Annotated in this window: 11 protein-coding genes; 6 read left to right on the top strand and 5 right to left on the bottom strand. The window is 62.0% G+C overall.

What is annotated here, in order from left to right; genetic code table 11:
- Positions 1-32: 32 nt before the first annotated feature.
- Both ACU0DV_RS20010 and ACU0DV_RS20005 read right to left on the bottom strand, forming a co-directional pair.
- Complete coding sequence (locus tag ACU0DV_RS20010) at positions 33-704, bottom strand: acetate--CoA ligase family protein (RefSeq protein ID WP_027264356.1); 672 nt, start codon at positions 702-704, stop codon at positions 33-35.
- Positions 701-2,116, bottom strand: coding sequence for an acetate--CoA ligase family protein (locus ACU0DV_RS20005; protein ID WP_223228102.1), 1,416 nt, complete (start codon positions 2,114-2,116; stop codon positions 701-703). The genes ACU0DV_RS20010 and ACU0DV_RS20005 overlap by 4 nt, the downstream gene beginning before the upstream one ends.
- Before the next feature lie 162 nt (positions 2,117-2,278).
- Between ACU0DV_RS20005 and ACU0DV_RS20000 the strand changes: the two genes are divergently transcribed.
- The 4 genes from ACU0DV_RS20000 (at position 2,279) to ACU0DV_RS19985 (ending at position 7,770) form a co-directional block, all read left to right on the top strand.
- On the top strand, positions 2,279-3,487 hold the full coding sequence (locus tag ACU0DV_RS20000) for a CaiB/BaiF CoA transferase family protein (protein ID WP_027264358.1): 1,209 nt from the start codon (positions 2,279-2,281) through the stop codon (positions 3,485-3,487).
- A 30-nt stretch (positions 3,488-3,517) separates the two neighbouring features.
- Positions 3,518-4,684 (top strand): acyl-CoA dehydrogenase family protein, encoded by a 1,167-nt coding sequence (locus ACU0DV_RS19995; RefSeq protein WP_027264359.1) that lies wholly within the window; start codon positions 3,518-3,520, stop codon positions 4,682-4,684.
- A 38-nt stretch (positions 4,685-4,722) separates the two neighbouring features.
- Positions 4,723-6,822 carry an acetate--CoA ligase family protein gene (locus ACU0DV_RS19990; RefSeq protein WP_036051580.1) on the top strand — a complete coding sequence of 700 codons (2,100 nt, stop codon included), beginning with the start codon at positions 4,723-4,725 and terminating at the stop codon, positions 6,820-6,822.
- Between the two features lie 144 nt (positions 6,823-6,966).
- Entirely contained in the window at positions 6,967-7,770 is an 804-nt protein-coding gene (locus tag ACU0DV_RS19985; protein ID WP_027264361.1) for an IclR family transcriptional regulator, read from the top strand.
- Positions 7,771-8,101: 331 nt separating this feature from the next.
- Here ACU0DV_RS19985 and tnpC read toward each other — a convergent pair whose 3' ends face one another.
- The 3 genes from tnpC to tnpA form a co-directional block, all read right to left on the bottom strand.
- Entirely contained in the window at positions 8,102-9,625 is a 1,524-nt protein-coding gene (tnpC, locus tag ACU0DV_RS19980; protein ID WP_446273572.1) for an IS66 family transposase, read from the bottom strand.
- A gap of 87 nt (positions 9,626-9,712) precedes the next feature.
- The gene (gene tnpB, locus ACU0DV_RS19975) at positions 9,713-10,066 is read right to left on the bottom strand and encodes an IS66 family insertion sequence element accessory protein TnpB (RefSeq protein WP_027264363.1); all 354 of its coding nucleotides are present in this window, start codon (positions 10,064-10,066) and stop codon (positions 9,713-9,715) included.
- The gene (gene tnpA / locus ACU0DV_RS19970; protein WP_027264364.1) at positions 10,060-10,467 is read right to left on the bottom strand and encodes an IS66-like element accessory protein TnpA; all 408 of its coding nucleotides are present in this window, start codon (positions 10,465-10,467) and stop codon (positions 10,060-10,062) included. The genes tnpB and tnpA overlap by 7 nt, the downstream gene beginning before the upstream one ends.
- Before the next feature lie 312 nt (positions 10,468-10,779).
- Here tnpA and ACU0DV_RS19965 point away from each other — a divergent pair, with 312 nt between their 5' ends.
- Positions 10,780-11,823: a TRAP transporter substrate-binding protein gene (locus ACU0DV_RS19965; protein ID WP_027264365.1), complete on the top strand. Its 1,044-nt coding sequence runs from the start codon at positions 10,780-10,782 to the stop codon at positions 11,821-11,823.
- 113 nt (positions 11,824-11,936) lie between these two features.
- Complete coding sequence (locus tag ACU0DV_RS19960; protein ID WP_157815108.1) at positions 11,937-12,404, top strand: TRAP transporter small permease; 468 nt, start codon at positions 11,937-11,939, stop codon at positions 12,402-12,404.

Genomic DNA, 12,404 nt, shown 5'->3' with positions numbered 1-12,404 from the left:
GCCAAGTGACAACTCTCCAAAAGGGTGACGTATCACGTTGATTTCTCCTGTCCGTCCGCCTTTGATGACAAAACGATCAAGGCATCGGCGGCGACCAATCCCTTCCCGTCGGCCCGAACCATCACAGGGTTGATTTCAATTTCCGAGATCAGATCGGCGTTCTCGGCAAAGAAAACAGATATGCGTGAAATCAGGTCTGCCAGGGCATCTTTGTCGGCCGGTTCTGCGCCGCGTAGTCCAGTCAGCAACCGCGCCCCCGGACCCGATCGCAGCATGGCCGCGGCAGTTTGCGGGGTGGCGGGCGCAAGCCTGATTTCGGCGGCATCAATCAGTTCTACAAGGATGCCGCCAGGACCGGCCAGAACGATCGGACCAAAGGTGTCGTCGCGTTTGCAGCCGATAATCCATTCGGCCACGGACCCTTCTTCCATTTCCTCGATCAGCGCCGTGCCGCCCGCAAAACGTTCCGCCATTTCCGCGGCGGCCTGTTTCGCCTCGTCGGGGGAAAGACCCAAACGGACGAGCCCGTGATCGGACTTATGCGGATAGTCATCGTGACACAGCTTGGCGACACAGCGCCCGTGGTCGGGGTCACGTCGGGGCACCGGGATTCCAATCCGTTGCAGCAGATCCTTCGCATCGGCCTCGTGGATAACCGTGCGCCCGGCACGCTGCCAGTTTTCCAGCGTTTCTCTTTGGGTCATGCCACTTCTCCTGTCGCGACCGCGAGTGCGGCGAGGCCCGATGCCGCCCGAGCGGGCGAATCATAGACAGGAACGGCTCGTTCGCGCAGCGCCTCGCCCGAGGCATTGCTGCGTGCCGAACCGGTCCAGACGATCAGAATCGGCTTGTCTGTGCTGTCGAACGCCTCGGCCAAGGCCTCGATGAACTGCTGATCTGGCACAAATGTGATAATTGCGATGGCAATATCCACGCCCGGATCGGCGGCAACGGCCTCCAGACAGCGTCCGACATATGTGGGATTCGCCAAAACCACACCGGTCAGATCGACCGGGTTTGTCACCGACCCATAAAAGGGCACATAGCGCGACAGCGCCGTCTGCGTCGTTTCATCCAGCACCGGAACCTCGAAGCCGGCGCTTTCGGCCAAGTCGGTCATTTCGACGCCAAGCCCGCCGGTGACAGAAATGATCCCGACCCTGTTTCCGGCAGGTCGTCGACCCGCGGCGAGCGCCGTCACGGCATCGACGGCGGCGACGGATTCACGGGCGCGGATGACACCGGTTTCGCGAAAGACCGCGCTGATCACCCGGTCGTCCCCGGCCATGGCGCCGGTATGCGACTGGACCGCGCGTGACCCGGCGCGGCTGCGCCCACCCTTGACCGCGACAATATGCTTCCCCGCCTGTGTCAGCCGCTGGGCCGCTTCGGAAAAACGGCGTCCGTCGCGCAGTTCCTCGACGTAGCAAAGAACCACCCGCGTCTGGGGGTCGTTGCCCAGATAATCCAGCAGGTCCGCTGCGGTCAGGTCGGTTTCGTTGCCGCTGGAAACGATGGCGTTGATGCCCACGCCGCGTTCGCCCAGGCGCAACGCCATAAGGCCCGCAAGCGCGCCGGACTGGGAAATCATGGCCACGGGACCAGGCCGAAGATCGTTGAACATCGGGCTGAAGGTCAGTTGCAGGTCCGCCGCGGGGCGCACCACGCCTTCGCAGTTCGGTCCGACCAGTCTGAAGGGCGCGTCTTGCATGATCCGGCGCAAGCGCTCTTCGTTGTCATGCCCTTCTTCCCCGGCTTCGGAAAAGCCCGAGGTGACCCCGACCACGACCTTTACATCGAGCCTGGTGCAGGTCTCCAGAGCGTCCAGCGCGACCCCGACCGGCGTTGCCAGCACAACCACGTCGATCGGGCTGTCAATCTCGTCCAGACTGCGCACAGCCGGAAGGCCTTCGATCTCGCCGCCCGAAGGGTTCACGGGGATAATCGTGCCGCTGTAACCGTTGCTCTTCAGCAGGGCCATGACGGCCTGCCCCAACTTGCCCTTGGTGCGGGACGCGCCGACCACCGCAATGGTGCGAGGGTCGAACAACCCGTCCAGTGCGTCGGCTACCGTGGGCCGGCATGCCGTCATTCGATTCGTGTTTGGCTCTGCCATTCTTTCCTCCGTCAAGTGAAAAAACATCGGCTCGTTTCGGCGATCTAACGGTTGTTCGATTGTTCTCGCAATGGATTCTAGTTCCGAGCAGAATGAGGCTTTCAGAGCCGCAAACTAGGGCTTGACGTCGGAAAATTCGCAGAACGAGGCAGACACGTGAAAATGGAAAATGGGCCACTGAGCGATGTCAGGGTGATTGAACTGGGGCATGTGATCGCAGCACCGATGTGCGGCGCATTGCTGTCCGATTTTGGCGCCGACGTGGTCAAGATCGAGCGTCCGGGGCAGGGTGACATGCTGCGGGTACTGAGCGCGCGGGCCAGTGATGGCGTTGGCGCCTGGTGGAAGACCCTGGCACGAAACAAGCGTCTGATGGCGCTGGATTGGAAGAGTGAAGACGGCCGCGCCATTCTGCGCCGGCTGGTCGAAAACGCCCATGTGCTTATCGAGAACTTTCGACCCGGTGTTCTGGAACGGGCAGGGTTGGCCCCAGAGGTCCTGCATGAGTGGAACCCCGATCTGGTGATCGTGCGGATCTCGGGCTATGGCCAGACGGGGCCGCGCGCCTCGTGGCCGGGTTTCGGTCGGGCCGGCGAGGCCATGAGCGGACTGGCGCACATCACCGGCTTTGCCGACAACGCGCCGATGCACCCCGGCTTTCCCGCTGCGGATTCGACCACAGGCCTGATGGCGGCCTACGGCGCGATGATGGCGCTGCATGCGGTGCAGAACGGCCGCGCCCGGGGGCAAGTGGTGGACCTGGCTATTTTCGAGCCGCTGTTGCGCCTGATCGACTATCACGTTCCGACGCGAACCGGCGCGGGGCTGCCGGTTGACCGAAACGGGCTCCAGGCGCCCAATTCCTACGCCCCGGCGGGGGTGTTTCGCGCCCGCGACGGGAAATGGGTCACAATCAGCGCAGGCAGTGCCGCGACCGGGCGGCGGCTTCTGGAAGCCGCGGGCGGAAAGGAATGGGCGGAACAGCCGCAATTCCAAAGCCTCGATGGCTTCGCGGAGCACATGGACGAGATTGTGGACCGTCTCGGCGCATTTGTGGCACAGCATGACGCGCAGAAGGCGATTGACATCTTCCAGGCCCACGATGCCGTGGCTGCGATGGTCTATGACGTCGATGACATCCTGGCCGATCCGCAGATCGCCGCGCGAAGGGACATTGTTGGGGTGGAGGGCGACGACACCAAGGTCGTCGGACCCGTGCCAAAGCTGGACAAGACGCCGGGACGGCTGCGCTGGCTTGGGCGCCGCGAACTGGGTGCTGACACCCGGGCGATTTTACAAGAGCTCGCGTACGACACCGGGCAAATCGACACCCTAATCGAACAAGGCACTGTGGCCGAACCGGGCCGCTGAGCCGGGTCTGCAAGACGTGAGGAGAAAATCATGACCTATCAGATGACATCCGAACAGCAGGGAATCCGCGATGCGATCCTGCGGATCTGCGAAGAATTCGACGACGAATTCTGGCTGACACGCGATCGCGTAGGCGGTTTCCCGCGAGAGCTGCATCAAAAGCTGGCCCGCGATGGCTGGCTGGGGATTGCAATCCCCGAAGAGTACGGAGGTGCCGGTCTTGGCATCGTCGATGCCGCGATCATGATGCAGGCCATTGCGGAATCCGGCGGCGGCAACAGCGCCGCATCGGCGATTCACATGAATATCTTCGGTCTGAACCCAGTCGTGAAATTCGGCACCGATGACCAGAAAAAGAAATACCTTCCGCCTTTGGTGGCAGGCGATGAACGTGCGTGTTTCGGGGTGACCGAGCCGACAACCGGTCTGGACACCACCAAACTGAAAACACGCGCCGTGCGACAGGGTGACCGATATGTGGTGCACGGCCAGAAGGTCTGGATTTCAACCGCCCAGGAGGCCGACAAGATCCTGTTGCTGGCGCGCACGACCCCGCTTGAGGACGTCAAGAAACCGACAGAAGGATTAAGCCTTTTTTACACCGATCTGGACCGATCTTTCGTCACCGTGCGCGAGATCGAAAAGATGGGCCGCAAATGTGTCGACTCGAACGAACTGTTCATCGACGGGCTTCCGATCCCCGCCGGGGATCTGATCGGCGAAGAAGGCCAGGGCTTTCGTCAGATCCTGCACGGGCTGAACCCCGAACGGGTTCTAATTGCCGCTGAAGCAGTCGGAATCGGGCGGAATGCGCTTCGGCGCGCCGCGGATTACGCCAATGAGCGCGTCGTTTTTGGCAGACCAATCGGTCAGAATCAGGGTGTACAGCACCCCCTGGCCGCCAGCTGGGCGGAACTGGAGGCGGCCAACCTGATGGCGATGCACGCCGGCGCGCTCTACGACGCGGGCAAGCCCTGCGGAAATGAAGCCAACGCAGGAAAATATCTGGCCGCCGAAGCGGCGGTGAAGGCGACACAGACCGCGCAGCTGACCTTCGGGGGGTTCGGATACGCCAAGGAATACCATGTCGAGCGTCTTGTTCGCGAGGCCATCCTGTTCCGCATCGCGCCGGTCACCCCGCAGCTGGTGCTTTCGTTTATCGCGGAACATGCCCTCGGCCTGCCAAAATCCTACTAGTTACGAACATCAAAGGAAGTCCCATGCGAATTCATGGAATGGATGCCATTTTCAACCCTCGCTCGGTAGCGGTGATTGGCGCCTCAAGCGATCCCAAGCGCATCGGCGGAAGGCCGGTGGATTTTCTCAAGCGGCACGGTTTCGACGGCCCGATCCTGCCTATCAACCCGAAATCGCCAGAGGTGCAGGGCCTGACGGCGTATCCGTCGATCTCGGAGGCACCCACGACACCGGACCTGGCCGTGATCGCGCTGCCCGCGCCGCTGGCCGTTCAGGCGGTCGAACAGTGCGCGGCCCAAGGTGTGCGGGGGGCGGTGATCTTCAGTTCGGGGTTCTCGGAGGTCGATGCCGACGGGGCCGCCCTTCAGGCGCGCATGGTCGACATCGCGCGCGAGGGCGGCATGCGGCTTGTGGGGCCGAACTGCCTTGGCATCGCGAATGTGCGCCACAACCTCTATGCGACATTCACGCCCGGGGTCGAAAAACACCTGCCAAAACCCGGCGGCGTGTCGATCGTCAGTCAAAGCGGCGCGTTCGGCTCGTATTGCATGACGCTCGTTCGAATGCGCGGACTTGGGGTCAATATCTGGGCGACGACGGGCAATTCCTGCGATGTCGATTTTGCCGATGCCGTGGCCTATTGCGCGCAGGATGACGATACCCGCGTCATCATGGGATATCTCGAAGGGGCAACCGATCGCGACAGGCTGGTCGAGGCACTTGAGCTGGCGCGGGCCCGGGGAAAGCCGGTGGTCATGATGAAGGTCGGGCGCAGCGCGGTCGGAGCAGAGGCCGCGCAGTCGCATACCGCCTCATTGGCTGGGGCAGACGCGGTTTATGACGCGGCGTTCCGGCAGTACGGCGTTTACCGGGCGCAATCGGTCGATGAAATGTTCGATGTGACTTATGCCTGTGCCGAATCCGCGTCGATGATGCAGGGCGACCGGCTGGGCCTTGTGACAGTCTCGGGCGGGGTCGGGGTGCTGATGGCCGACGAAGCCGAAAAGCTGAAACTGGACGTGCCTGCGCTTCCCGATCATGCACAGAAAAAGCTGAAAGAGGTGCTGCCATTTGCCGGTGTCCGAAACCCGGTCGATGTGACGGCGCAGCTGGTCAACCAGATCGATCTTCTGGAAACCAACATGGATGTGTTGTTTGGTGACGGCGAGATCGATGGGGCCATCATCTTCATGTCGACGGTCGGACTTGTCGCCGACCTGAACGAAGCCATTCGGCGCGGACTGGAGCGCATTCGCGAGAAATATCCCGATCGGCCAATGCTGTTCTGTTCGCTGACAGAGCCAGAGGGGCGCGCCGCGTACGAAAAGTCGGGGTTCATCGTGTTCGAGGAACCGACCCGTGCAGTCCGGGCGATGGCCGCATTGCGCTATTTTGCCCGTTCCTTCGCGCGGGCAGGCGAAAAGGACCCGATACCCGAACTCTCCAACCTGTCGCCGTTGCCGGACGGAATTGTGAACGAGATCGAGGCCAAGGCCCTGCTTGCAGAGGCCGGAATCGGGATCGTGCGCGAAACCCTGGCCACCACCCCCGAAGCGGCAGCTCAGGCAGCGCAAGAAATGGGATTCCCGGTCGTGCTGAAGATTGCCTCGCCCGACATCTTGCACAAATCCGACATCGGGGGCGTCGCGCTTGATCTGCGTTCGGCCGAAGATGTCCGCTCTGCCGGGGCACGAATCTTGGAATTGGCGTCCGAGAAGATGCCCGGTGCGCGGATCGACGGGCTGGTCGTGGCGGAACAGGCAGCACCTGGACTGGAGGCTATACTCGGCGTGACCCAGGACCCGGCTTTCGGCCCGGTGGTCATGTTCGGTCTGGGCGGGGTGTTTGTCGAGGCCCTCGAAGACGTGTCTTTCCGCGTCGCACCATTCGGACCTGTCGAAGCGCGCCGTATGATTGACGAAATCCGCAGCCGCAAACTGCTGGACGCATTCCGGGGCGCGCCCGAACGCGACATCGACGCCCTCGCCGGCGCCCTTGCCCGACTGTCTGCTTTTGCCGCCCATCACGGGGCCGCGCTTGAGACCATTGATGTCAATCCATTGATCGTCGGAGCAAGCGGGCAGGGAGCCGTCGCCGCTGACGGTGTGATCATACCCGCCAATCGAGGAGGCCACTGACAACCGAACCCGAAATCTTTCCTGATCCCCAAGCCGCTTGCGGCGTGCCCCCGGCAGTTTTCTAACAGTTGACAGAATTTACAAGCGCGGCCATCCTTCCGTATGGAACGCTGTGCATATAACTGCACACGAAGGGAGGAGATCATGGAAACCGCGCATCAGACTTCAGCAAGAACAGGCGGCGATCAAATTGTGAAATCGGTGGCGCGCACCTGTCAGACTTTGGTGTATTTCGATGAAGTTCAGCGACCGCTTTCGGTCGTGGAAGTGTCCAAGGAACTGGGGTACCCGCAGTCAAGTACCTCGGCGCTGCTCAAAAGCTTGGTGAAGCTTGGATTTCTGACCCACGATGCCCGAAAGAAGAGTTATTTTCCCACCGAGCGCGTTCCGCTTTTAGGGTCGTGGATGAATCCAGATCTGTTCGGCGAAGGCACCATCCACCGGCTGCTCAAGGCAATTTCGGAACGCACACGGCATGTGGTGGTTCTGGCAACCAAGAATGGGGACGAAGCCGAGTACGTGCAAGTTGTCCGCCCGAAAGATTCGCCGATCCACCACATATCGCTCGGGACACGTCGTCCGCTGGGTAACTCAGGTGTCGGGCGCGTTCTGATGAGTCGTTTCAGTGACGACGAAGTGCGCAGTCTGTTCCGCAGGATCAACGCCTATCGCGCGCCCGACAAACCGGCAGTGGATGTGAAAGCTTTCGTGGCCTCGTTGGCAGAAACCCGTGCCAAGGGCTATTACCTCTCAACCGATCAGGTGGTTCAAGGGAGCGGCTTGATTTCCATGCCGTTTCCTAACCATCTGAACTCGCGGCTTTTCGCTGTCGGGGTTGGCGCTCCAACTGATGTTATCTTGAGATCCGAAAAAGAGATCGTAGGGATCATGCACGAAGAAATCGTTCGAAATCTGAAGAAGATGGGTCAACAGTCCCTGACCGCCTGACCGCCTGGATCAGCCAGCGCCGTAAAAAATGGCCCGGCTTGACGAAGACGGGACTTGGGGGGCGCGGACGAAACGCGCCACTTGCCAATGTCAGGGTCCGTTTTCAGGCGGCGGAAATAGCCTCTTCGCGTCAGGCTCAAGGTTGAGCCTGACCGGCGGGGCGTCGTTAGCACCGGCATCCCCGAAGGCCGGGCGGTGTAGGATGCGCTGCCCAGAGCAGTGCGACCACGGTTTCGGCCCGCCCCAAGAATACCGGCTTGAAGAGAGGCGCCGCGAAAGAGGCCGACCATCATCGTGTTGATCGTAAGCGGCGTCTACGCCCCACCGGAGTTCAGCTCGACGGCTTGAAGTTCCAGGGTAGCAACTCGTCGATCCGGTTCGCGGGATGCCCTGCCGCGATCGCCTCGAGCGTCGCCTTGAGATAGACAAAGGGTACGATTTCGTTGATCTTTGCTGTGGCGATGAGCGAGGCGATGCGGCCCCAGGTCCGACCACCTTCGTCGTGGCCGGCGAAGAGTGCGTTCTTCCGCGTCAGGGCGATCGGCCTGATGAGATTCTCCACGGCATTGGAGTCGATCTCGACGCGTCCGTCCTGCAGGAAGGTCTGTAGCCCGTCCCACTGCCGGTGGATATAGGCGAGTTTCTCTCCGAGGCGGGACTTGGCGGAGATCCGGCGGCGCTGGCTCTGCAACCATTCGCCGAACTGGGCCACCAGCGGCGCGGTGCGTGTCTGTCTCGCCGACAGGCGCTGTCCCGGTCCCATGCCGCGGATCTCGGTTTCGATCCGGTAGAACTCGGCGATCCGGCGCAGCCCCTCGGCGGCGATCTCCGATCCATCACGGTCGAAGACTTCCTTCAGCTTCCGGCGGGCATGTGCCCAGCAGTGCGCAACCGTGATCGGCGCGCCGCCCTTGCGCGAGGGGCGCGTCAGCCGATCGTAGCCGGGATAGCCGTCCAGCTGCAGGATGCCGTCGAAGCCCTGCAGGATCTGCTCCGCGTTCACGCCGGCGCGGCTCGGGCGGTAAGTGAAGACCACGCCGGGCGGGTCATCGCCGCCCCAGCCCCGATCATCTCGGGCCAGCGCCCAGAGGAAGCCAGTCTTCGTCCTGCCTCGCCCGGGCTCCAGAACCGGCGCCGTCGTTTCGTCCATGAAGAGTTTGCCCGAGCCCTTCAGGTGCTCGGCGAGCCGGTCGACCACCGGGGCAAGGTGGAAGGCCGCGGTGCCGACCCAATCGGCGGGCGTGCTGCGCCGAAGGTCGATCCCGGAACGCGCGAGGATCTGGCTCTGGCGATAGAGAGGCAAATGGTCGGCGAACTTGGCGACGAGCACATACGCAATGGCGCCCTCGGTCGGCAGCCCGCCCTCGATCAGGAAGGCAGGGGCTGGCGCCTGGGTGACCCCTTCGGCGTAGGCACGGCAGGCATACTTGGGTCGAACCGTCACGATGACGCGGAGCTGGGCCGGCACGATGTCCAGCCGCTCGCTGCGGTCCTCGCCGATCCGGTGCATCGTGCCGCAGCCGCAGGGACACTCCAGGCTGGCCGGCTCGATCATCTGCTCGATCCGGGGGAGGCTCTCAGGCAGATTGCCCCGATTGCGGCGGGCGACCTTGGATCGCCGCGGACCGGACGAGGCCGTGGCGTCTTCATCCTGCTGGGCCTCTGCCTCGACGACGGCAGTTTCCAGATCTTCGAAGGCCAGCTGCCGCTCGTCCTCACTCAGTTTCTCGGACCTTTTGCCATGCACGACCTGGTTCAGTTCGGCGACGAGGTGCTCGAGGCGCTTGTTGGCTTCCCTGAGTGCATCACGCTCGCGCAGGACGGCCAGAACAGCGTCACGCTGGTCTTCCGGAATGGCCGACAGGTCGAGGGATAGGGCGCTGGACTTGGCGGCATCATATCCCGCTCCTGCGTTTGTCAGGCCGGCTTTCCCCGCCCTGAGTCACTCTGCCACAGCGGGGGCGCGCGTCTCCAGAGACCGCACCCGCCGCCAGTCCAGCCCGGCGAACAGCGCCTCGAACTGGGCGCGATTCAGGGTCATCGCACCATCCCGGATCGCGGGCCAGGTGAAGGTGCTCTCCTCCAGCCGTTTGTAGGCCATGACGAGACCGCTGCCGTCCCAGAACAGGATCTTCATCCGGTCTGCGCGCTTCGCCCGAAAGATAAAGACCGTCCCGGTGAACGGATCTTCGGTCAAGGTCGACTGCACCAAGGCTGCCAGTCCATCATGCCCCTTGCGGAAGTCTACCGGCTTCGTCGCCACCAGGATGCGGACCCCTTGAGACGGCATCAGCATGCAGGCGCTTCCAGAGTGCGCACGATCGCGGCGATCTGACCTGCCGACGTGTCAGAAGACAGCTCGATCCGGGTTGTTCCCTTGACGATCCGGATCACCTGCTGGGGCTTCGCGTCGGAAAGCTCGGGCGTCTCAGTCGGATCGCAAATGACCAGAGGCGCGAAGACCGGCTCTCCGAGTTCCGCCGGAGGAAGAACCAGCTGGCCCTGCTTTGCCAGACGCCGCCAAGCCGAGAGCTGGTTTGGGCGGATGTCATATCGCTCGGCAATCGCATTCACGGTCGCTCCCGGCTCCAAAGTCTCTGCCACAGCGCGAGCCTTCACGTCGTCCGGCCAGCGCCGATGACCTGACCCGTAGATCTCGACGCCCAGAGATCTGAGAAACGAATTTGTCGCGCACATTGCGAAACACACTCCCCATCATGAGATGGATATCACCTCGCAGTGCCGGAGCTCATCTACAACGTGGGGCGCAGCCGCCGCTTACTGTTGATCGGCAGGCCACGGAATCCTTTCTTTCGGCCGTGAAAGCGCTGGAGATTCCCACCCACGATTGGCGTTCGATCTTCTCTGTTGCGTCGCCGCGGATTCAGTTCGCGTATTCGCATATATGTGTGATCTCGCGACAGTTGCGCTCCCGGCCACCCATAAACATTGACCGGTTCACCGCACCATGGTGCGCTGATCGACAACGCCACAGGGAGGAAGACTGCCATGACAAGAAACACAAAACTCGATCGGTTTGCCGCAGGGGCGGCGCTGGTGATCGCGGTCGGAACGATGCCGCAAATTGCGGCGGCCGAAGTGACACTCAAGGTTGCAGATACCTTTCCGCCCGGCCACTACATCGTCGAGACCGGCACCACCTACTGGATGGACCGCGTAACCGAGCTGACCGATGGCGAGGTCAAGTTTCAGTATTTCGGTGCCGGTCAGTTGGGTTCGCTGCGCGATATGTTCTCGATGGTGCAGACAGGCGTGGTGGACATCGGCTATGTTCCGCCGGCCTATAACGGGGGCACGATGCCGCTGGCGGGCGTGCACACGCTTCCTGGCCTTTTCTCGCAGAGCGTTGTCGGGACGCCCGCTTTTTTTGAAACGGTGACGTCGGATCCGATCCTGCAAAACGACTTCCTGGCCAACGGGATGCGCCCAGTCTGGGGTGTAATGACCTCGACCTACAACCTGTTCACCCGCGACCAGGATGTTAGCGGCATTGATGACATCAAAGGGCTGAAACTGAAAACCATTGCCGGGAACATGGCGGAGTCGGTCAAGGCCCTAGGGGGCGCGCCGGTTGATATTCCCAGCCCGGAAACCTATCAGGCCATCCGCACCGGCACCGTCGACGGCACGATCTTTCCCACCACCAGCATCTATTCCTACAAGCTGGACGAGGTAATCGATACCGCCGTTCTGGGTCTGGATGTTTTTGTGTATTGGGCGCCCTACGCGATCCGCGAGGAGGTCTGGCAGGATCTGTCGCCAGAGCATCAACAGGCCATTCAACAGGCGTCGCAGGAGGCGATGCAGCGAGTTGCCGAAGAAACCGACCGATCGGCCGCCGAGCTTGAGGACAAGATGCGGGACAGCGGTATCGAGGTCATCGTTCTGGATGAAGCGCAGCGCGAAAAGGTCAAATCGGCCACAGCGCCGGTGTTCGATGCCTGGGTCTCTGGTCTGCAAGAGCGCGGACTGCCTGCGGGCGAAGTGCTGGAGATGTTTCGTGCGAACATCGAAAAGCACCAGACGCAGTAAGGCGCGCAACCGTGTCCCGTCACGATCTTGATCCCCGAGAGGACGCCGTGCCGTCGCCGAGAGTTGGATTGCACGGTCCTCTGGGCCGAGCGATGGACCGGGTGGATACCGGGATGAACTGGCTGTCGCGCGCTGCGATGATGGTCATGCTGGTGCTGATCCTCATACAGGTCTTTACGCGCTATATCCTGAATGACCCGATCGAAGGGGTCATTGGCGCTACAGAGCTATATCTGATGCCCATCATCGTGTTCGGAAGCCTGAGCTATCTGGAAATGTATGATGGCCACGTGCGAGTGGGGATAGTGTTTGATGCTCTGCCCGAAGGGCTGCGGGCCGGTTTCAATGTCGTCTTGCGATTGGCAGCGGCCGCGTTTTTTGCGCTGATCTGTTACGGTGCCTCGCGCGAGGCGCTTAAGGCGTGGGACTTCGGATATCGCACATCCGGCGACATCGACGCGCCTCTCGTCACCACGCTTGTGATTGCGCCGATTGGCTGCGTGCTGATCGTTCTGCGCCTTCTCGTAAATGCGGCGGGTGACGTTCAGCACCTTCGCGGCGCTTCGGATCGGATTGGCTGA

This window comes from Sagittula sp. (genome assembly GCF_052825245.1).
The sequence above is the reverse complement of the archived record's forward strand: the minus strand, read 5'-3'. Positions and strand labels throughout refer to the sequence as shown.